We start from the raw sequence: 21,377 nt of genomic DNA, 5'->3' as shown, positions 1-21,377 counted from the left end.
GGGCGCCGGTGTGCCATATCACACCGGGTGAGTACGGTCACAGGCCTTCGGGATCAAAGTCCCGGACGCGTTCGGGCGCCTCTCCGTAAAGTCGACGTCAAGACCCGATCGGGTCGGTTCCAGCCACAAGCAGGAGGAACGAATGACCACCACAGCCCCCAGCGGCGTCGACATCGAGGTCGACGGCGTCGTCGAGACCGTCGCCGATCGGGCCTGGGCCGGCTTCGTCCCCGGTCCCTGGACGGAGACCGTGGACGTGCGCGACTTCATCCAGCGCAACTACACCCCGTACACCGGTGACGCCTCCTTCCTGGCGGGGCCGACCGAGAAGACGCTCCGGACCTGGGACACCCTGTCGAAGGACTTCCTCGCCGTCGAGCGCGAGCGCCGCGTCTACGACGTCGACACGCACACCCCCGCCGACATCGACGCGTTCCCGGCCGGCTACATCAGCGCGGACGACGACGTCGTCGTCGGCCTCCAGACCGACGTCCCGCTCAAGCGCGCCATGATGCCGTTCGGCGGGTGGCGGATGGTCGAGACCGCGATCAAGGAGGCCGGCAAGGAGCCGGAGCCCGCGGTCAAGGAGATCTTCACCAAGTACCGCAAGACGCACAACGAGGGCGTCTTCGACATCTACACCCCGCGCATCCGCGCGGCGCGCTCGTCGCACATCGTGACCGGCCTGCCGGACGCCTACGGCCGCGGCCGGATCATCGGCGACTACCGCCGTGTCGCGCTGTACGGCGTCGACTTCCTCATCGAGCAGAAGCTCAAGGACAAGGACGCCGACGTCGACCAGCCGTTCTCCGAGTCGTGGGCCCGTCGTCGCGAGGAGCACTCCGAGCAGGTCAAGGCGCTCAAGAAGCTCAAGAACCTCGGGACGATCTACGGCTTCGACCTGTCGCGTCCAGCCGCCGACGCGAAGGAGGCCGTGCAGTGGACGTACCTGGCCTACCTCGCCTCGGTGAAGAGCCAGGACGGCGCCGCGATGAGCATCGGGCGTCTCTCCCCGTTCTTCGACATCTACGTCGAGCGTGACCTCGCCAACGGCACACTGACCGAGGCCGGGGCGCAGGAGATCATCGACGCGCTCGTCATCAAGCTGCGCATCGTCCGCTTCCTGCGCACGATCGACTACGACCAGATCTTCTCGGGCGACCCGTACTGGGCGACCTGGTCGGACGCCGGCATGAGCGAGGACGGCCGCACGCAGGTCACGAAGACCTCGTTCCGCCTCCTCCAGACGCTGCGCAACCTCGGTCCCGCTCCGGAGCCGAACATCACGATCTTCTGGAGCGACAAGCTCCCCGAGGGCTACAAGGAGTTCTGCGCGGCCATCTCGATCGAGACGTCGGCCCTGCAGTACGAGTCCGACAACGAGATCCGCGACCACTGGGGCGACGACGCGGCCATCGCGTGCTGCGTGTCCCCGATGCGCGTCGGAAAGCAGATGCAGTTCTTCGGCGCGCGCGTCAACGCTGCCAAGTCGCTGCTCTACGCCCTCAACGGCGGTCGGGACGAGATGTCCGGGAAGCTCGTCGTCTCGGGCTACGAGCCGATCACGGGCGACGGTCCGCTCGACTTCGACGAGGTGTGGGAGAAGTACTCGGCCATCCTCGACTGGGTGACCGCCACGTACGTCGAGGCGCTCAACATCATCCACTACAGCCACGACAAGTACGCCTACGAGTCGATCGAGATGGCGCTGCACGACGACGAGGTGCTCCGCACGCTCGGCTGCGGCATCGCCGGCCTGTCGATCGTCGCGGACAGCCTCTCGGCCATCAAGTACGCCACCGTGACGCCGGTGCGCGACGAGACCGGCCTCATCGTCGACTACGTGACCGAGGGCGACTTCCCGGTCTACGGCAACGACGACGACCGGGCCGACGAGATCGCCCAGCTCGTGGTCAAGACGGTGATGGACAAGATCCGCGCCCTGCCGACGTACCGCGACGCGGTGCCGACGCAGTCCGTCCTGACGATCACGTCCAACGTCGTGTACGGCAAGGCGACGGGCAACTTCCCGTCGGGCCACCGCGCCGGCACGCCGTTCGCGCCGGGCGCCAACCCGGAGAACGGGATGGACACGCACGGCATGATCGCCAGCATGATGTCGGTCGGCAAGCTCGACTACGACGACGCCCTCGACGGCATCTCGCTCACCAACACGATCACGCCGTCGGCGCTCGGTCGGACGAAGGACGAGCAGGTCGCCAACCTCGTCGGCATCCTCGACGCCGGCATGGGCGAGGGCCTGTTCCACGCGAACATCAACGTGCTCAACAAGGACACGCTGGTCGACGCGATGGAGAACCCGGAGAACTACCCGCAGCTCACCGTCCGCGTCTCGGGCTACGCCGTGAACTTCGTCAAGCTGACGCGCGAGCAGCAGCTCGACGTGCTCAACCGGACGTTCCACGAGTCTGTCTGAGCCAGTCCGAACCTGACCCGTACCAGGGGTGACGCCCCGGTGACCGATCATGGTCGCCGGGGCGTCACCATCCAGGAGCCCTTCGACGAGAGAGGACCGTGATGACCGCGTCGATGCTCGGCGGCCTCTCGACCGCCTCGGACGACCGCAAGAACCTGCTGCTGGGGATGCGGACGGGTGAGATCGGCATGGTCCACTCGTGGGAGCTCGTGACGGCGGTCGACGGGCCGGGGACGCGGATGACGACGTTCCTCACCGGCTGCCCCCTGCGCTGCCTCTACTGCCACAACCCGGACACGCTCAAGATGCGCGACGGCAAGCCCGTCCGCGCCGAGGACCTGCTCGCCCGGATCCGGCGCTACCGGAACGTCTTCAAGGCGACGGGCGGGGGCATCACGCTGTCCGGGGGCGAGGTGCTCATGCAGCCGGCCTTCGCCAGGCGCATCCTCGAGGGCGCCAAGGAGATGGGCATCCACACGTGCCTCGACACGTCGGGCAACCTCGGCGTGAACGCGAGCGACGAGCTGCTGGCCAGCGTCGACCTCGTGCTGCTCGACGTGAAGTCGGGGCTGCCGGAGACCTACAAGAAGGTCACCGGCCAGGAGCTGGAGCCGACGCTCGTCTTCGGTCGGCGCCTGTCCGAGCTCGGCATCGAGACCTGGATCCGGTTCGTGCTCGTGCCCGGGCTGACCGACGCCGACGAGAACATCCGACCGATCGTCGAGTACGCGGCGTCGCTGTCGACCGTGACGCGGGTCGAGGTCCTGCCGTTCCACCAGATGGGGCGCGACAAGTGGGCCGAGCTCGGCATCCCGTACCAGCTCGGCGACGTCTCCCCGCCGAGCAACGAGCGGACCGAGGAGGTCCGCGACATGTTCCGCGCCGCCGGCCTCACCACGTACTGACACCGAGTCGTCAGGGGAGGCTCGCGACGCCCTCCGGCAGGAAGCGCCTGCCCAGCAGCCGCTCGGAGTAGCCGAGCCGGTCGAGGTACGGCGTGATCCCGCCGAGGTGGAACGGCCAGCCGGCGCCGAGGATCATCGCGGTGTCGATCGCCGACGGTGTCGCGACCACGCCCTCCGCCAGCATCCGGTCGATCTCCAGCGTGAGCGCCGTCAGCACGTCGTCGCGGACGCCGGCTTCATCGAGCGCGGTCTCGGCGTCGACGGGGCCGAACGCCTCCTGCAGCTCCGGCAGCACCCGGCGCGGCAGCCCCGGAGCCGCCGCCTCGCCGACGATCGGCAGCCGCTCGGCCACGATCCGCTCCAGCCCCGGCGAGGCGGGGAACGCCTCGCCCAGCTCGGCGCGCAGCGACTGGAGGACGTGCAGCCCGACGGCCGGTCCGACCAGGTCGAAGAGCTGGAACGGCGGCATCGGCAGGCCGAGCACGTCGAGCGCGCGGTCGGCGACGCCCACCGGCGTCCCGCGCTCGACCGCCCCGACGATCCGGCCCAGCAGGAGCACGAGCAGGCGGTTGACGACGAAGCCCGGTCGGTCGGCCGACCCGACCGCGCTCTTGCCCAGCGCCTTGGTGACGGCGTACGCGGTCGCGAGGGACGCCTCGTCGGTGCGCTCGGCCCGGATCACCTCGACGAGCGGCATCGCGGCGACCGGGTTGAAGAAGTGCAGCCCGACGACGCGCTCGGGGTGGCGCAGGTCGGCGGCCATCGCCGTGACGGACAGCGCCGAGGTGTTCGTCGCGAGCACCGCCTCGGCGTCGACGACCTCCTCGACCTCGGCGAACACGCGCTTCTTCAGGTCCAGCCGCTCGGTGACGGCCTCGATGACGAGGTCGCACCCGGCCAGGTCCGCGAGGTCCGTGGTCGCGGTGACGGACGCGAGCACCCGCTCGGCTGCGTCGCGGGTGAGCCGCCCCCGGTGGACCGACCGGTCCACCTCGGCCGCGACGAAGCCGAGCCCGGCGGCAGCTCGCTCGTCGTCGATGTCGCGCATGACGACGGGCACCCGCAGCCGGCGGGCGACGAGCAGCGCGATCTGCGCCGCCATGAGGCCGGCCCCGACGATCCCGACGCGCGAGACCTTCCGGGCGAGCGCGGCGTCCGGGGCTCCCTGGGGTCGCTTGGCCCCGGTGACCAGGTTGAAGGCGTAGACGCTGCTGCGCATCTCGTCGGTCATGATGAGGTCGGCGAGCACCTCGTCCTCGAGCGCGTACGCCTGCGTCAGGTCCAGGCCCCGGGTGCGCTCGATGAGGTCGAGCGCGCGGTGCTGCGCCGGGCGGGAGTCGCCGTCCTCGCGAGGGGAGACGGTGTGGCCCCAGACCGCCTCGACTCGATCGCGCGCCGCCGCGAGGATCGTCGCGGCCTCCTCCTCGCCGTCGGGCGCGCGCCGCGGCACCTCCTGTCCCACGAGCACGTGGCCGGCCCACTCGATCGAGCTGGCGAGGAAGTCGGCGGGGTCGAGCACGCGGTCGACCACGTCGAGGATGCCGGCGTCGTGCGGGCGCATCGGCCGGTTGGCCGCCGGGCGGTCGACGATGATGTCGATCGCGGCCTCGACCCCGACGAGCCGGGGCAGCAGGGTCGAGCCGCCCCAGCCCGGCACCAGGCCGAGCGACGTCTCGGGCAGTCCGACGGCCGGGACGTCGCCGGACAGCGTGCGGTAGTCGCAGGCGAGCGCCAGCTCGAGGCCGCCGCCGAGGGCGATCCCGTTGACGAAGGCGAAGGACGGGACGCCGAGCTCCCCGAGCAGCCGGTACGCCGCGTGGCCGTCCCGGCCCAGCGCGAGGGCCTGCTCGCGCGTGCGGACCTCGGCGACGCGCTTGAGGTCGGCGCCGGCCGCGAAGCAGTAGGGCTTGCCGGTGACGCCGAGCGCCTGGATCTCACCCCGGCCGGCGCGCTCGCGCTGGGCGAGCAGGACCTCGTGCAGCTCGGCGATCGTCTCGGGGCTGATGACGCTCGGCCGTCGGTGGTCCTCACCGTTGTCGAGCGTCAGCAGGGCCATCCGCCCGCCGCCGCGCAGCCGCGTGCGGCCGGGCTCGACGAGGGGGAGGTCGACGTCGCGGACCAGGATGCGGGTGGTGCTCACGGCTGGGCCTCCTCGGCGGACGGGGCTGACGCGGTCGACGGGACGGCGGCGACGGACGAGGCGTACTCGGGGTGGTGCGGGTTCTCCCAGACGACCGTCGCCCCCTGGCCGAGGCCGACGCACATGGTCGTGAGCCCGTACCGGATCGACGGGTCCGCGGCGAAGCGCCGGGCGAGCTGGATGGCGAGGCGGACGCCCGACGCCGCGAGCGGGTGGCCCATCGCGATCGCGCCGCCGTCCGGGTTGACCCGGGGATCGTCGTCGTCGATCCCGAAGGCGTCGAGGAACGCGAGGACCTGGACGGCGAACGCCTCGTTGACCTCGATCGCGCCGATGTCCGCCATGGTGAGGCCGGCGAGGTCGAGCGCGCGGTGGGTCGCGGGAACCGGGCCGAGGCCCATGACGCGGGGGTCGACGCCGGCGAACGCGTAGCTCACCAGCCGCATCCGCACCGGGAGGCCGAGCTCGGCCGCGGTCTCCTCGGCGGCCAGGACGCACGCGGTCGCCCCGTCGGTCAGCGGCGAGGACGTGGCCGCGGTGACGCGGCCGCCGGGACGGAACGGGGTGCGCAGCCCGGCGAGCGCCTCGAGCGTCGTCCCGGGCCGCGGCGGCTCGTCAGCTGTCGCGAGCCCCCAGCCCTGCGGCGACCACACCCCGACGGGCACCAGGTCCTCGTCGATCCGCCCGGCCGCGAGCGCGGCGGCGTAGCGCTGCTGGCTGGCGACGCCGAACGCGTCGGCGCGCTCCTTGGTCAGGCGCGGGTCGTGGTCGTGCAGGTTCTCCGCCGTGGCGCCCATGACGAGCGCGTCGGCGTCGACGATGCGCTCCGCGAGGAATCGCGGGTTGGGTTCGGCGTCGGCCCCGAGGGTGTGCCGTCCCATGTGCTCCACGCCGCCCGCGACGGCCAGGTCGATCGCGCCGACCGCGATCTGCGACGCGGTCTGCGTCAGCGCCGTGAGGGCTCCGGCGCACATCCGGTCGATCGCATACCCGGGAACGTCCTCTGGCAGCCCGGACAGCAGCGCGACCGTCCGGCCGAGCGTGAGTCCCTGGTCGCCCGACTGCGTCGTGGCCGCGATCGCGACCTCGCCGATCCGCTCGGGCGGGAGCGCCTCGGTGCGGCGCAGCAGCTCGCGGACGCAGGCGACCACGAGGTCGTCCGCGCGGGTGCTGGCGTACAGGCCGTCCTCGCGGGCGCGACCGAACGGGGTGCGGACCCCGTCGACCAGGACGACGGGGCGTCCGAGCATCCCGCGCCGGGCGCGGCGGCCGCGCCGGGTGGGCTCGGCCGATGGCTCGGGACCGGCGACGGTGGGCGGGGACGGGACGGCTGACGAGGGCATCGGTGACCTCCGGGGAGCGTGACGGGCGCCGCTGCGCCCACAGCAGGAGGTTACCTGATACCAGGAGTATCAGGTGTACCGCGAGCGCTCAGGGGGCATCCGTCCCGGTCGGGCCGTCGGGCACCGACGCGGGGTCGAGCAGCGCCGCCGCCAGCGGTCCGGCGGCGAGTCCCGCCTGCCACGGGCGGGCGCCGGCGGCGAGCAGCGCGGCCTCGACGCTCGCGTCGTCGACCGGGTTCGGCGGCTCCCAGGCGAGACGACGCTGCAGGTCGGGGGACAGCAGGTTCTCCTGCGGCGTCCCGACCTCGTCGGCAAGCAGGCGCATCCTCGCCCGGACCGCGCGCAGTCGCTCGGCCGCCTCGGGGAACCGGGGCAGCCACGAGCGGGGGTTCGGCGGGCCGGACGGGTGTGGGGCGCGCCGGGGCGGCAGCTCCGACTCCGGCAGGGCGAGCGCGCGCTCGACGGCCTTCCACCAGTAGGCGAGGCGCGCGCGGGTGCCCCGTCCCCGGAACTCCGGCAGCGAGCCGAGCCCCTGCTCCGTGCGCGGCGCCGCCTCGGCCGCCGCGAGGATCGCGCGGTCCGGCAGCACGCGGCCGGGGGAGATGTCACGCTCGCGCCCGAGGGCGTCGCGGGCGAGCCACAGCTCGCGGGCGATCGCGAGACGACGCGCCTCGCGCAGCCGCGAGACGCCGGTCACCCGCCGCCACGGGTCGATCTTCGGCGCGGGCGGGGGAGCGAGCCGGGTCGCCTCGAACTCCTGCTCGGCCCACGCCAGCTTGCCGCTCGCGCGCAGCTCGCGCTCCAGGACGTCGCGCAGCCGGACCAGGATCTCGACGTCGAGGGCCGCGTAGCGCAGCCAGGCCTCCGGCAGCGGCCGCGTCGACCAGTCGGCCGCGGAGTGCTCCTTGGCCAGCGACAGCCCCAGCTCCGACGTGGCCATGGCGCCGAGCCCGACGCGATCGCGGCCGAGGATGCGCCCGGCCAGCTCCGTGTCGAACACGCGGTCGGCGTGCAGCCCGAGCTCGGTGAGGCAGGGCAGGTCCTGGGAGGCGGCGTGGAGCACCCACTCGGTCCCGGCCAGCGCGTCGGCCAGCGGCGTGAGGTCGGGGACGGCGACCGGGTCGACGAGTCCCGTGCCCGCCCCCTCGCGCCGGAGCTGGACGAGGTAGGCGCGCTGGCCGTACCGGAACCCCGAGGCCCGCTCGGCGTCGACCGCGACCGGCCCGGTACCGGCAGCGAGGGCCGCCGCGTACTCCTCCAGCGCCTGCTGGGTCTCGATCACCGGCGGGACGCCGTCCCGCGGCTCGAGGAGCGGGGTCGGCTCGACCTGCGTCGCCGGGACGTTCGCGTCGCCCTCAGCCACGGGGCCGCCGAGCGCCGAGCGCGGTCACGTTCTCCGGCAGCGGCGGGAGACCGCCGGCCCAGGCCGTCGCGGCCACCCAGGCGCGCAGGTGCGGTCCGAGGTCGGTCGACCCGGGCGTCCAGGACGCGCGCAGCTCGACCTCCACCTCGTGCCCGCGCACCTCGAGCCCGCCGAACGTCTCCGACAGGACGCGCGTCACCGTCCCGGACAGCGAGTGGTAGTCGGCGCCAGCCTCCGTGAGGGAGTCGGTCAGCCAGCTCCACGCGGCCTCGCCGAGCAGCGGGTCGTCGCCCATCTCGTCCTCGAGCCGGGCGCGGGCCAGGACGACGACGCGGAACGTGCCGTTCCAGGCGTCCTGTCCGTCCGGGTCGTGGAGGACGACGAAGCGGCCGTTGGCCACCATGTCCTCGGGCTCGCTCGTCGGGTTGACCTCCGCGGTCAGCGCGAGGGCCCACGGTGCGATCCGGGTCGGCGGCGGGACCTCCTCGAGACGCACCTCGCTCCGCCACGCATGGCCACGCAGGCTGAGCAGGGCCGCCTCGAAGTCGGGCGGCAGCGAGGGGGTCTCGTTCTGCGGCACGCGCCCAGGCTAGAGCGCGTCAGGTGCTGTGCCGTCTAGGCTCGCCGTCGTGGCTCCCACCTCGCGGCACCGATCCTCCCGTCCCGAACCCGTCGATCCAGCGGTCGCGGGAACGGTGCCGCGGCCCGTCATCCTCGGCGGTGACCTCGGCGCCTACGGCAGCGCCCGGGCCTTCCACGAGGCGTTCGGGGTCCGCAGCGTCGTAGTGGCGGGAGCTCGCACCGGGGCGGTCGCGGACTCGGCGATCGTCGACCTGCGCGTCGTCCCCGGGCTGGAGACGCCGCAGCTTCTCGCCGAGGTGCTGCGCTCGGTCGCGGCCGAGGAGCCCGGCCGGCCGCACCTCGTCCTGGCCAGCGCCGACTGGCTCGTCGATCTGCTCGTGCGCGCCGCGCCGTCCCTCGCCGACGTGCCCGACCTCGTCGTGCCCTACCCGGACGCGGCGACCGTCGCCCGAGTCTCCAGCAAGGCCGAGGTCATGGCGGCGTGCGCCGAGCTGGGCGTGCCGCACCCCGAGACACTCGTCGTCGTCCCGGGCGAGCCGGGGATCGACGACCGGCTCCGCGCGCTGACCTACCCGCGGGTCGTCAAGGTCGCCTCGACGACGGCGGCGCACGCCGTCAGCTACCCGGGGCAGGCGAAGGTGCACGTGGCGGCGTCGGCCGACGAGGCGGTGCGCCTGCTGGCGACGATGGCAGGCGCCGGTCTCGGCTCGCCGGTCCTCGTCCAGGAGCTGCTGCCCGGCGGTGACGCGGCCATGGCGGCCGCGAACGTGTTCCTCGACGCGCGCGGGCGCCCGGTCCTCGCGCAGCTCGGCCGCGTGCTGCTGGAGGAGCACACGCCGTCGGCGCTCGGGAACTCCGTCGCGCAGGCGACGGTCGACGCACGCCAGGACCCGGCCGTCCAGCTGACGCTGCGCGAGGTCGTCCGGCTCGTCGAGCACCTGGGCTGGTCGGGGTTCGCGAACGTCGACCTCATGCGGGACGCCGACGGCGTCTACCGCGTCCTGGAGATCAACCCGCGCGTGGGGCGCAGCGGCTTCGCGGTGACGGCCTCGGGGTACAACGTGGCCGCGCTGTACGCGCACGCCTTCGTCCCGGCCGACCGCGAGGCCGCGGAGGCGGGGGGCGACGCCGCGCCCTCGCTCGTGCTGGCGTCCCGCGAGCACCTGTTCACGGTCGTGCCGCTCCTGCTCCTGCGGGTGTTCGCCCCGGAGCAGCGCCGGCTCGTGCGGCGGCTGCGCCGGGCGGGCGCCGTGACGAACCCGCTCTACTACCGGGCCGAGCGCAGCCCGCGGCGATGGCTCTACATCGCCGTCGCCATGGCGAACCAGCTCAAGAAGTTCGCCCGGCACCACCCGGCGTCGCCGCTGGTGCGCCGGCGGCCGGCGCGCTGAGCCCGTCCGGCCCGGCCGGAGCTACGGGAGCCGGCGGCTCGCGAGCGCGCCGAGCCGGGACAGCGCGCGGAAGTACTTCTTGCGGTACCCCTTGCTCAGCATCCGCGGCGAGAACAGGTCGGCGACGGCCGTCCCGCTCACCCGGACGGGCACGTCCCGGTCGTAGAGCCGGTCGACCAGCACGACGAGCCGCAGCCCCACCATGTCGTCGTCGAGCTGGGCCGCGCCGGTGAGGAAGACCGCGTCGACGTCGTCGACCAGGCGCCCGTAGCGCGAGGGGTGGATGCGCGCGAGGTGGGCGAGCAGGTCGCCCCACGCGTCCTGGGAGACGGTGGCGTCGTCGCCGACCGCCGCGAGCTCGGCCGCCAGCTCCTCGTCCGTCAGGGTGCGGTGCTCGGGCCGGCCGTCGCGCATCCGGTAGTCCGGTCCGTCGATCCGCACGACGGTGAACCGGGCCGCCAGCGCCTGGATCTCGCGCATGAAGTCCTCGGCGGCGAACCGGCCCTCGCCGAGCGCCTCGGGCAGCGTGTTCGAGGTCGCGACGATGCAGACGCCTGCGTCGGCGAGCTCGCGCAGGAGCCGGGACATGAGGACCGTGTCGCCCGGGTCGTCCAGCTCGAACTCGTCGATACACAGCAGGCGCAGGGCCGAGAGCGCCGAGACGGTCTGGGCGAAGCCCATCGCCCCGACCAGGTGGGTCAGCTCCACGAACGTGCCGTAGGCGCTGCGCTCCGGGCCGACGGCGTGCGCGAGCGACGCGAGGAGGTGGGTCTTGCCGACGCCGTAGCCGCCGTCGAGGTAGACGCTCGCGGGCGGCGGCGGCGCCTTGCGGAAGAGCCCGCGGCGCGGGGGCGCGAGGATCGCCTCGGCGAGGCCGCGCATCGTGGCGAGCGCGGCGGCCTGGGACGGGTGGGCCGGGTCCGGGTGGTAGCTCTCGAACGTCGCCCCGGCGAACTGCGGCGGCGGGACGAGGCCGGCGAGGAGCTCCGACGGCGCCACCTCCGGCATGCGATCGGTGAGGTGGGCGCGAGCTGGCACCCCCCGAGCGTAGGGCAGCCCTAGGCTGGTGCCAGGCCCCGGACCGCCACGTGGATACGGGTGGCGGTCAGCAGATGGACAGGAGACGCCATGCCCAACACCGTCGTCGTCATCACGGAGGACGCGCTCCTCCCGATCGACGTCACCCACATCCGGACGATCGCCGGCCCGGACGGGACCGACGTGCGCCTCATCGTGCCGAGCGAGGTGCGCCGCAGCGTCGTCGCGGACTTCATCGACCACCTGGCGGTCCTCGACCTCAAGGAGGCGTGGGAGGACCTGACCGGGGCGAACGACGTGACGCCGGACGAGGCGATCGCGACGGCGTCGGACGCGCTGGCGCGATCGGTCGCCGCCCTGGCCGAGCAGGGGCTCGACGTGGCGAGCGGGACCGTTGCCGACGACGTCGTGGCCGCGCTGCGGACCGAGCTCGAGACGGCGCAGGGGGAGATCCAGGTGTTCGCGGTCACGCAGCCGCGCGCCGTGGCGGACGCGTTCCACCGCGGCTGGGCGGACCGGATCGAGGAGGAGCTGGACGTGGCGGTGCTGCACTTCTACACCGGGACCAGCTACCTGGAGGCCTGAGCCGGAGCCCTGCTTTTCGGGCGCAGGCTCGGGCCGACCATCCAGTTGGAGGCCTGAGCCGGAGCCCCGCTTTCTGGGCGCAGGCTCGGGCCGACCATCCAGTTGGAGGCGTGAGCCGGAGTCCTGCTTTTTGGGCGCAGGCTCGGGCCGACCATCCAGTTGGAGGCCTGGCCCGGCAGCCGCCCTCTGGCGGAGGGCTGAGCCGACCATCCAGCTCGTGGCGTGCCAGCTCGTGGCGTGAGCCGGAGCCCTGCCTTTCGGGCGCAGGCTCGGGCGCGGGCTCGGCGGTTAGCGCGCGGACGCGAGCAGCGACGCCTCGACGACGTCGTGGTGGCCCCGCTCGACCAGGGCCGAGCGCAGGGCACGGGCGGCGGCGTCGAGGTCGTCCTCGTCTGCCGGGGCGCCGTCGAGGTTCGCGAACGGCGCCATGTCGGACGTCGGGAACACGTGCAGGTGCAGGTGCGGGACGCCGTATCCGGCGATGACGAGGCCGGCGCGCTCACCGCCGAATGCCGCGAGCTGGGCCGCGCCGATCTCGCGGGCCACCTCGTGCAGGTGCGCCAGCAGCTCGGGCGACGCGTCGATCCAGTGGTCCACCTCCTCCCGCGGCACGACGAGCGCGTGACCGGGGGTGACGGGGGAGACGTCGAGGAAGACGACGCACCGGGTGTCGCACCAGACGAACCGGCCGGGGATCTCGCCGTCGATGATGCGGCTGAAGAGCGTTGGCATGTCACGAACCTACCGGCCCGGACGTGATCGGGGGTCAGGGGTAGTGCCCGCTCGAACGCGGAGGTACCCTGCCCAGGTACGTGGGATCCGTCGAGGCCGGATCCCGGTCGGGGGCAGAGCGTAAGGAGCGTACGTCGTGCGCATCGCGATGAGGCGTAGCGTGACGGTCGCGGCAGCGACCCTCGCGATCGTCGGCTGGATCGGCTCGGCCGCGTCGGCCGGCCCGGGGGGCGCGCGCGAGAGCGCCGGTCTCCCAGCGGCATCGGCACGGTCGTCGAGCATCGACGCGGGCCTGAGCCCGACGCTCGTGCGGACCGTGACGGGTCAGGGCACGTCGACGACCCCGTCCACCGGCGGGACCGGCACCGCTTCCTCCACGTCCCGGTCGGTGTACCCCGACTACCTGCTCACGCCGTTCGCGCAGCTCCCGACCCCGTCGACGACCGGGACGTCGTCGACCGGGACCTCGGTCGCCGTGACCTCCGGGACCTCGGCCCGTCCGAACCCCGGGACCGGCGACACCACCCGCGTCGCTGCGGACCCGGCCGCCGCCTCCACCCCGTCCGTCGCTCCGACGCAGCCGCACGTCCTCAGCCCCTCGCCGACCGCCCCGGTCCTCGAGGTCGGTGAGGCGGACGTGCTCGACGGCCTGCCGTGGGACGAGCCCCTGCGGCCGCACGACCCCGAGCCGTCGCTCGCCGAGGAGCTCGCGATCCTCGCCCAGTGGTGGCCGCAGGCGACGATCTACGCCGAGGCGCCGCCGGCCCCCGAGCCGGCTGCCGCCGACGACACCCTCGCGGCGCAGCTCGCCGAGGCGGGCATCACGGTCAGCGACGACGGGTGGGTCAACCCGCTCCCGAACGGACGCTACGTCTCCGGCTACGGCTTCCGCGGTCCGATCGCGGGCGTCATCGGCGCGATGTTCCACGCGGGCGTCGACCTCGCCGCACCGCTCGGCTACCCGATCCGGGCCGCCTCGGCCGGCACGGTCAGCTACGTCGGCAACGGCAACCGCCAGTTCGGGCTGAGCGGGTGGGCGGTCGTCGTCGACCACGGCGACGGCGTGCAGACCTCTTACAACCACATGGCGGCGCCGGGCGTCCTCGTCCGGGTCGGCGACCAGGTCGAGGCCGGTCAGATCATCGCGCTCGTCGGCAGCGAGGGACGCGCCTCGGGTCCGCACCTGCACTTCGGGACGTACGTCAACGGCAAGTCGGTCGACCCGTACACGTTCATGCTCTCGCGCGGCATCGACCTCAAGTCCGGCAAGAGCGTGACGCCGGTCCCGCTCACCGCCGACTGGCTCGCCGCGCAGGAGCTGTACCGCCGTCTCGCCGCAGCCCTTCCCACGACCCCCACGACCCCGGCGACACCGACGGCTCCCTCGACGCCGACCGGTCCGGAGACCCCGACGCCGACGCCGAGCCCGACCACGCCGGCGACGCCCAAGCCGACGCCCTCGCCGTCACCGACGACCCCGTCGCCCAGTCCGTCCCCGACTCCCACGCCGACGGACCCGTCCCCGACCCCGACGCCGACCGAGCCCACGCCGAGCCCGACGGACCCGAGCACGCCGACACCCACGCCGAGCGAGCCGACCCCGGAGCCGAGCTCGCCGGCACCGGAGTCCCCGAGCGCCTCCGGCTCGCCGTCGTCCGACGCGACGTCCTCGGCCGCGCCGGAGCCCGCCGCGACGCCGGACGCCTAGTCCGACGCGCCGTCGGCCGGCGCCGCGTCCTCGGTCTCGCCCTCGGCGGCCTCGTCGCTGCTCGCAGCGTCGTCGCCCCCGGCCGACGTGCCGCCGGGCTCCTCCTCGCCCGATGCCTCGGGGGCCTCGTCCGACCCGCCCGCCTCGGCGGCCGGGTCGTAGTCGGTGAAGATGTCGGTCGTCGCACCCGTCGGTCGGACCGCGTCCTCGTCCGTCGCGCTCGGGCGGGACAGCACGACGAGGGAGTAGCCGGCCACCTCGAGCGTCGACCCGGCGGCGAGCACCTGCCACGACTCGACGGTGTGGTCGGAGTCGAGAGCCCCGGTCCACGCGGTCCCGTACCTCGCGGCGGGGAGCGTGAACGAGATCGGCTCGGAGTCGGCGTTGAACAGGAGCAGGAACGAGTCGTCGACGACGTGCTCGCCATACTCGTCCGGCTCGCTGATCGCCTCGCCGTTGAGGAAGACCATGACCGCCTTCGCGTACCAGGTGTCCCACTCCTCGCCCGTCATGGGCTCGGCCGCGGGCGTGAACCAGGCGATGTCCTCGATCTGGTCCGGGCCGCTGCCCGTCGTCGTGCCGGAGAAGAACCGGCGACGGCGCAGCACCGGGTGGTCGGCGCGCAGCGCGATCGCCCGCCGGGTGAACTCGAGCATGGTCCGCGACCGCGGATCCTTGCTCCAGTCCATCCAGGACAGCTCGTTGTCCTGGCAGTAGACGTTGTTGTTGCCGCGCTGGGTGCGACCGAGCTCGTCGCCGTGCGCGATCATCGGGACGCCCTGGGACAGCAGGAGCGTGCCCATCAGGCTGCGCGCGCGCCGGGCGCGCAGCTCGAGGATCGCCGGGTCGTCGGTCGGGCCCTCGGCGCCGGAGTTCCAGGACCGGTTGTGCGACTCCCCGTCGTTGCCGCCCTCGAGGTTCGCCTCGTTGTGCTTCTCGTCGTAGGACACGAGGTCGGCCAGCGTGAACCCGTCGTGGGCCGTGACGAAGTTGATCGACGCGATCGGCTTGCGGCCCGTGTGCTCGTAGAGGTCGGAGGACCCGGCGAGCCGGTTCGCGAACTCGCCGAGCGTGTGCGGGGCGCCGCGCCAGAAGTCCCGGACCGTGTCCCGGTACGCGCCGTTCCACTCGGTCCACAGCGGGGGGAACCCGCCGACCTGGTAGCCCCCCTCGCCGAGGTCCCACGGCTCGGCGATGAGCTTGACCTGGGAGATGACCGGGTCCTGCTGGACCAGGTCGAAGAACGCCGAGAGCCGGTCGACCTCGTGGAACTGACGCGCGAGGGTGGCGGCGAGGTCGAACCGGAAGCCGTCGACGTGCATCTCGCTCACCCAGTAGCGCAGCGAGTCCATGATGAGCTGGAGCACGTGCGGGGAGCGCATGAGCAGCGAGTTGCCCGTGCCCGTCGTGTCGAAGTAGTGGATCGGGTCGGAGTCGACGAGGCGGTAGTAGGCCGGGTTGTCGATCCCGCGGAACGAGAGCGTCGGGCCCATGTGGTTGCCCTCGGCCGTGTGGTTGTAGACGACGTCGAGGATCACCTCGATGTCGGCCTCGTGCAGCGCCTTGACCATCGCCTTGAACTCGGGCACCTGCTGGCCGCGCGTGCCGCGCGCCGCGTAGGCGTTGTGCGGTGCGAAGAAGCCGATCGTGTTGTAGCCCCAGTAGTTCGACAGGCCCTTCTCACGCAGCGTCGAGTCGTCGACGAACTGGTGGACGGGCATGAGCTCGATGGCCGTGACGCCGAGGCTGCGCAGGTGCTCGATCACCGCGGGGTGCGCGATCCCGGCGTACGTCCCGCGCAGGTCCTCGGGGACGGCCGGGTGGAGCATCGTCATGCCGCGCACGTGCGCCTCGTAGATGACGCTGCGGTGGTACTCGTGCGCCGGCGGGTGGTCGTGACCCCAGTCGAAGAACGGGTTGTGCACGACGGAGTACATCGTGTGGCCCAGCGAGTCGGAGTCCGTCGGCTCGGCCCCGGCCTCCGGTCGGCCGCCGGCGGGGTAGGAGAGCAGCGACGGGTCGCCGTCGACCTCACCGTCCAGCGCCTTGGCGTAGGGGTCGATGAGGAGCTTCGCCGGGTTGCACCACATGCCGCGCTCGGGCGCGTACGGCCCGTGCACGCGGTACCCGTAGCGCTGGCCCGGCTGCACCGACGGCAGGTAGACGTGCCAGACGAAGGCGTCGACCTCCGTCACCTCGACCCGCTCCTCGGCGCCGTCGTCGTCGATGAGGCAGAGCTCGATCCGCTCCGCGATCGAGGAGAACAGGGCGAAGTTCGTCCCGTTCCCGTCGTAGGTTGCCCCCAAGGGGTAGGAGTGCCCCGGCCAGATACGCATGGAGGAAGGATGACACGCCCGCGGGCCCGATCGGCATCCCCGGTGCGTGCTAGGGCGGTGTCCTAGGTCACGCGGGCTGTCCGTCGCGGCTCACGCCGACGCAGGGTGCGCGCCGTTCCTCAGCAGGACGTCGGCGAACTCCCGGCCGTACCCCGTCTCGCGCAGCGTCTTGGCGGTGTTGCGGGAGAACCGGTTGATCCGCTCCCGGCTGACGGTGCAGCGCAGCACGCCGGCCGGCGTCACGAGCGTCACGGGCGGTCCGAACACCGCCGTCCCGGTGGACACGCCGATCTGCCGGCACGGCAGCGTCCACGCCGAGTCGGCCGGGTCGTCGGGGGTGAACCGCAGCTCGCCGCCCGCGACGTCGAACCGTCCGGACGCCCCGCCGATGGTGCCGCCGAGCCGCCCGCGGTAGAGGTAGGCGTTCCACGCGCCGGCGTGCGGCGGCTCGCTCGCGGGGTCCACGTCCGGACCGGTCGCCCCGAGCGGGCCCAGCCCGGCCTGCGGGCGGGCGCGGAACGCCACGAGGAGGATGCCGCCGATGAGCCCCAGCACGGCGAGGACCAGGAACGGGAGCCAGCGCAGGAGCGTCGTCGGGTCGTCCATGCCCCCAGTCTGCCGACCCTCGCGGTGTCAGACCTTCCTCGCGGCCTCAGCCGTCCCGCGGTGTCGCGTCGACGGCGTCGCGGATCGGCGCGAGCTGCTCCTGTGACAGCGACCGGCCCGTCGCCCAGGACCACGCGTCGACGTACTCGCCGCCGTAGTTGTGCCCGTGGCCGAGCGGGACGGTGGGGGAGCCGGCGGCGAACTGGTCGCCCATGAGCTGGAGCCCGGTGATGACGGGCCACCAGCGGATCCCGTCGAGCACGTCGCCCTGGCGCGGCTCGTCGAACCAGTCGTCCTTGGACCAGAACGTCGGCAGCCACCACCACACGACGCCGTCGCTCGGGTGCTGCAGGTAGGCGATGCGGGCGCCGTCGGCCGGGCCGAGGTCCTCGAACCCCTGGTCGCCGGAGCTCTCGGTGCCCCAGCGCACGCTCGCGCCGGCGTCGAGCACCGGGTGCTTCTGGACGCTTCCCGGGTCGCGATCGGCGGTGAAGCGCGACCACAGCTGCGTGAAGTAGGGCGTCCCGGCCCAGACCGCGCCGTCGGACCGGGCGGCGATGCTCGCCTCCGACGTGAACGACGACTGGCTGCCGAACGAGCCGAGCGAGACGCCCGAGCTGAGCAGGAGCGGGCGGGAGTCCTCCGGCAGCTCGAGCCACCGCTCGCTCACGGCGTCGAACAGCTCCTGGCCGGCGACCCGCGGCCGGTCGAGATCGAGGACGAGGGTCACCCAGCTCGGGTTGTAGGAGTACTGCATCGAGGCCGTGGCGACGTCGCCGTTCGTCACGTACTCCACCGCGGCGGCCGACAGGGGGTCGACCCAGCCGGTGCCCGTCGCGGTCGTCACGACCACGACGCTGCGCTCCCACGCGTTCGTCCGGTCCAGCTCCGCTACGACCTCGGCGGCCAGGGCGTCGAGATCGACGTCCCCGCCGGCGGCGTCCTGGCTCGCGAGCCCCGCGTAGACGCGGATCGGCGTCATCGCCGCCTCGCCGGTCACCGCGGTGATCTCCTCGGTGCTCGGGCCGCCGGCGACGAAGATGCGGCCCTGGTAGCCGAGGGTGTCCCACGTCTGGGCCGACGCGGCGGACCCGGACCGCTCGGGCGCGGCGGGCGGGGCGTAGCCGTCCGGGACGTCCGAGTCGCGGGCCTGGAAGCCCGGCGTGATCGAGCCGAGGACGAGCTCGTGGAACAGGCCGTTGACGATCGTCACGACGAGTGCGCCGACGACGACGAAGCTCACGACCGCGGACACGGGACGGGGGACCCACCGTCCGAGCAGTCGGCCGAGCGCGCCCGCGCCGGCGCGCAGAGCGCGGGCGGCGAGCAGGAGGAGCACCGCGAGCGCGAGGCCGAGCAGGAACGCCCCGAGCGCGTGCGCACCGCCCGGGATCGGCTCGAGCCCCCACAGCAGCGTGAGCCGGCGCTGCGCCGCCGCGCCCGCCGTGAGCGCGACGACGGCGACGACCGCCAGGACGCCGAGCGCGATCCGGTGCGCCGGCCGGTACCAGGCGACCGGGAGGATGCGGGCGAGGCCGAGCACGCGCAGCAGCCACCGGGCGAGGACGCCGGCGACGTAGCCGACCAGCAGCGAGAGTCCCGAGATCACCCCCTGGAACACCCATCCGCGCGGGACGAGCGACGGCTGGGTCGAGGCGGCGAGGGCGAGGACGCCGACGAGCAGGCCGGCGAGCGAGAGGCTCTCGCCGAACCGCAGCAGTCCGCCCCACGGCGCCGCCCACCACGCGCGGGCCGCGGGGGTGCGGCTCACCAGTCCGCCTTCGCGTAGTCCTTGAGGAAGCAGCCGTGCAGGAGCTCGCCGGCCTCGCCGCGGACGATCGGGTCGTAGACGCGCGCGGCGCCGTCGACCAGGTCGAGCGGGGCGTGGAAGCCCTCCTCGGCCAGGCGCAGCTTCGTCGTGTGCGGACGCTCGTCCGTGATCCAGCCGGTGTCGACGCTCGTCATGTAGATGCCGTGCTCGGCCAGCTCGCCAGCGCTCGTCCGGGTCAGCATGTTGACCGCGGCCTTCGCCATGTTGGTGTGGGGGTGGCCGGGGCCCTTGTAGCCGCGCGAGAAGACACCCTCCATCGCGGACACGTTGACGACGTAGGCGCGCCCCGTCGCCGTGGACCCCAGGGCCGGGCGCAGCCGCGAGAGGAGGATGAACGGCGCCGTGGAGTTGCAGAGCTGGACCTCGAGCAGCTCCATCGGGTCGACCTGCTCGACGGTCGCGACCCAGGAGTTGTGGTCCACCTCGTCGGGCAGCAGGCCGCCGGCGTCGATCGCGGTCCCCGCGAGGTGCCGCTCCAGCGACGCGGACGCCGCGTCGAGCGCCGCGCGCGCCACGCCGCCCGGTGCGAGCGACGTCGACGGCAGGTCCGTGACGGAGCCGGCCAGCATGGCCGGGTGCGCCGCGCTCGTCCGGCCGAACGTGATCGTCGGGACGTCCGGGTCGTCCGGCAGGTCGATCGACTCGGCCTCGACGAGCGCCGAGTAGGCGCCGGGCGTGCGGCGGACCGTCTGCGCCGCGTTGTTGACCAGGATGTCGAGCGGGCCGCCGGCGGCGACGGAGTCGGCGAGGGCCACGACCTGGGCGGGGTCGCGCAGGTCGATCCCGACGATGTGCAGCCGGTGCAGCCAGTCGGCCGAGTCCGCCATGGCGGCGAACCGGCGGGCCGCGTCCCGCGGGAAGCGCGTCGTGATCGTGAGGTCGGCGCCGTCGCGCAGGAGACGCAGCGCGATGTACATGCCGATCTTCGCCCGGCCGCCTGTGAGCAGCGCGCGACGTCCGGTCAGGTCCGTCCGGGCGTCCCGCTTCGCGTGGTTGAGCGCGGCGCAGGCCGGGCAGAGCTGGTGGTAGAACCAGTCGACCTGGGTGAACGGCTCCTTGCAGACGTAGCACGGCTGGGGCCGGCGCAGCGTCCCGGCGACCCGGCCCTCGCCGGTCGCGGAGGAGGGCAGGAGCCCGGCGGTCTCGTCGTCGATCCTGCCGGGGCTGCCCGTCGCGGTCGCCTCGATGACCGACCGGTCGTGGTCGAGCAGGTCGCGCCGCCGCTCGTCCCGGCGGACCTTCTTGGCGATCTTGTACATCCCGGCGGTCGCGCGGCGCGCGAGCACCTGGTCCGGGTGGTCGGAGGGCAGGGCGGCGACCTCCTGGGCGACGCGGAGGAACACCGCCATGTCCGCCGGGTCGATGCCGCGCGGGTCGGCGACGGTGCTGGTCGGGTCGCTGGGCGCCGCGTCGATCTCGGGCGCGTCGTGGGTTGCCGTCATGGTCCTGCCGGGCTGGTGCAGGCCGGGCCTGCGGAGTCGTGGGGTCCGGGCGATTCTACGGGCGCGCACCCGCGTCGGCGGCGCCGCGCGCCGTCCCGCGGCGGCCACCGCGCGCGAGGGCGGCATCGGGCTCGCCGTGGACGCGGCAGCCGCGGGTCCCCGCGGTGCCGTCAACACCGTCGGCGCCGTCGGCGTCGGCGAGGAACGCGGCGCCGGACGTCCGGAGCATCGGCGCGACCGCGCGATACCAGAGGGCCGCCCACAGCCCGCCCAGCGCGGTGAGCAGGACGTCGGACGTGAGCGTCGCGACGGCGACGGCACCCGCGACCAGCGCCAGCGTGGCGATCGAGGACCGCCACGACCGGACGAGCTGGTGGGCGGCCAGCGCCCACGCGGCCGCCGGGCGGAGGCGGAAGAAGGTCCGCAGCGCCAGCGCGTGCAGCGTCAGCACGAGCAGGAGGACGCCGGCCCCGCGGGCGACGCCGGTCACGACGTCGGGGACGCCGGCGGCCGGACCTCCCGCCACGCTGGTGACGAGGAGCCAGCCGACGAGGCACGCCGGCGCCGTGGTGACGAGGGCGTCGCGCCAGCCGAGCCGGTAGCCGCGACGGAACGCGTCGAGGACCCCGACGTCGGGGGAGCGGTGGTGCTCGCGCACGGTCCAGAGCCCGGCGCTCATGGCGGGCCCGAGCGCGAGCGCGCAGAGAGCGACCAGCCAGGTGAGGGACGGCTCGGGCCGCAGCAGCAGCGTCGACAGGACGAGCGGGGCGTTCGCGGCCGCGAGGAGCAGCGTCAGCCCAGCTCCCCGGCCGAGGGCACCGAGGGCTCGGCCCAGGGGTCCGTCGCCCACCTCGCCGCTCGTCTCCCCGGCGGGCTCGGCCGTGTGCCGCGGCGGCCGGATCGGGAAGCACGGCCCGTCGCACGGCCCCTCGATCGAC

The 21,377-nt window shown here is 73.6% G+C and carries 16 protein-coding genes; 5 read left to right on the top strand and 11 right to left on the bottom strand.

Annotation, left to right across the window (positions count from 1 at the left end; genetic code table 11):
* The first annotated feature begins 142 nt into the window (after positions 1-142).
* Positions 143-2,437: a formate C-acetyltransferase gene (gene pflB / locus EDD28_RS15170; protein ID WP_123740578.1), complete on the top strand. Its 2,295-nt coding sequence runs from the start codon at positions 143-145 to the stop codon at positions 2,435-2,437.
* Positions 2,438-2,538: 101 nt separating this feature from the next.
* Positions 2,539-3,342, top strand: coding sequence for a pyruvate formate-lyase-activating protein (gene pflA, locus EDD28_RS15165; protein WP_123740577.1), 804 nt, complete (start codon positions 2,539-2,541; stop codon positions 3,340-3,342).
* A 10-nt stretch (positions 3,343-3,352) separates the two neighbouring features.
* On the opposite strand, the gene EDD28_RS15160 is transcribed toward pflA, so the two are convergent.
* The 4 genes from EDD28_RS15160 to EDD28_RS15145 form a co-directional block, all read right to left on the bottom strand.
* Positions 3,353-5,482 carry a 3-hydroxyacyl-CoA dehydrogenase NAD-binding domain-containing protein gene (locus tag EDD28_RS15160; RefSeq protein WP_425469986.1) on the bottom strand — a complete coding sequence of 710 codons (2,130 nt, stop codon included), beginning with the start codon at positions 5,480-5,482 and terminating at the stop codon, positions 3,353-3,355.
* Positions 5,479-6,732, bottom strand: a complete 1,254-nt coding sequence (locus EDD28_RS15155; RefSeq protein WP_123740954.1) for a thiolase family protein — start codon at positions 6,730-6,732, stop codon at positions 5,479-5,481. The genes EDD28_RS15160 and EDD28_RS15155 overlap by 4 nt, the downstream gene beginning before the upstream one ends.
* 181 nt (positions 6,733-6,913) lie before the next feature.
* A complete protein-coding gene (locus tag EDD28_RS15150) occupies positions 6,914-8,188 on the bottom strand; it encodes an HRDC domain-containing protein (protein WP_123740576.1) in 1,275 nt (424 codons plus the stop codon).
* A complete protein-coding gene (locus EDD28_RS15145) occupies positions 8,181-8,768 on the bottom strand; it encodes a DUF3000 domain-containing protein (protein WP_245968105.1) in 588 nt (195 codons plus the stop codon). Before EDD28_RS15145 ends, EDD28_RS15150 begins: the two co-directional genes overlap by 8 nt.
* 49 nt (positions 8,769-8,817) lie before the next feature.
* On the opposite strand from EDD28_RS15145, the gene EDD28_RS15140 reads away from it, so the two are divergent.
* Positions 8,818-10,161 carry a carboxylate--amine ligase gene (locus tag EDD28_RS15140; protein ID WP_148059642.1) on the top strand — a complete coding sequence of 448 codons (1,344 nt, stop codon included), beginning with the start codon at positions 8,818-8,820 and terminating at the stop codon, positions 10,159-10,161.
* 21 nt (positions 10,162-10,182) lie between these two features.
* Here EDD28_RS15140 and zapE read toward each other — a convergent pair whose 3' ends face one another.
* Positions 10,183-11,169 carry a cell division protein ZapE gene (gene zapE / locus EDD28_RS15135; protein ID WP_123740574.1) on the bottom strand — a complete coding sequence of 329 codons (987 nt, stop codon included), beginning with the start codon at positions 11,167-11,169 and terminating at the stop codon, positions 10,183-10,185.
* A gap of 120 nt (positions 11,170-11,289) precedes the next feature.
* Here zapE and EDD28_RS15130 point away from each other — a divergent pair, with 120 nt between their 5' ends.
* Positions 11,290-11,784: a hypothetical protein gene (locus tag EDD28_RS15130; RefSeq protein WP_123740573.1), complete on the top strand. Its 495-nt coding sequence runs from the start codon at positions 11,290-11,292 to the stop codon at positions 11,782-11,784.
* Between the two features lie 288 nt (positions 11,785-12,072).
* Here EDD28_RS15130 and EDD28_RS15125 read toward each other — a convergent pair whose 3' ends face one another.
* A complete protein-coding gene (locus EDD28_RS15125) occupies positions 12,073-12,516 on the bottom strand; it encodes an HIT family protein (protein WP_123740572.1) in 444 nt (147 codons plus the stop codon).
* Between the two features lie 160 nt (positions 12,517-12,676).
* Between EDD28_RS15125 and EDD28_RS15120 the strand changes: the two genes are divergently transcribed.
* A complete protein-coding gene (locus tag EDD28_RS15120; protein ID WP_123740571.1) occupies positions 12,677-14,224 on the top strand; it encodes a M23 family metallopeptidase in 1,548 nt (515 codons plus the stop codon).
* On the opposite strand, the gene glgX is transcribed toward EDD28_RS15120, so the two are convergent.
* From glgX to EDD28_RS15090, 5 genes are all read right to left on the bottom strand, one after another.
* A complete protein-coding gene (gene glgX, locus EDD28_RS15115; RefSeq protein ID WP_123740570.1) occupies positions 14,221-16,560 on the bottom strand; it encodes a glycogen debranching protein GlgX in 2,340 nt (779 codons plus the stop codon). The genes EDD28_RS15120 and glgX overlap by 4 nt on opposite strands.
* Before the next feature lie 90 nt (positions 16,561-16,650).
* The gene (locus tag EDD28_RS15110; RefSeq protein WP_123740569.1) at positions 16,651-17,166 is read right to left on the bottom strand and encodes a hypothetical protein; all 516 of its coding nucleotides are present in this window, start codon (positions 17,164-17,166) and stop codon (positions 16,651-16,653) included.
* Positions 17,167-17,212: 46 nt separating this feature from the next.
* Positions 17,213-18,937 carry an alpha/beta-hydrolase family protein gene (locus EDD28_RS17525; RefSeq protein ID WP_170169514.1) on the bottom strand — a complete coding sequence of 575 codons (1,725 nt, stop codon included), beginning with the start codon at positions 18,935-18,937 and terminating at the stop codon, positions 17,213-17,215.
* Positions 18,934-20,439 carry an SDR family oxidoreductase gene (locus EDD28_RS15095; protein WP_123740568.1) on the bottom strand — a complete coding sequence of 502 codons (1,506 nt, stop codon included), beginning with the start codon at positions 20,437-20,439 and terminating at the stop codon, positions 18,934-18,936. Before EDD28_RS15095 ends, EDD28_RS17525 begins: the two co-directional genes overlap by 4 nt.
* Positions 20,440-20,494: 55 nt before the next feature.
* The gene (locus EDD28_RS15090) at positions 20,495-21,289 is read right to left on the bottom strand and encodes a hypothetical protein (protein ID WP_148059641.1); all 795 of its coding nucleotides are present in this window, start codon (positions 21,287-21,289) and stop codon (positions 20,495-20,497) included.
* Positions 21,290-21,377 lie beyond the last annotated feature (88 nt).

This window comes from Salana multivorans (assembly GCF_003751805.1).
GTDB lineage: Bacteria > Actinomycetota > Actinomycetes > Actinomycetales > Beutenbergiaceae > Salana > Salana multivorans.
This window is presented reverse-complemented; position numbering and strand designations above follow the sequence as displayed.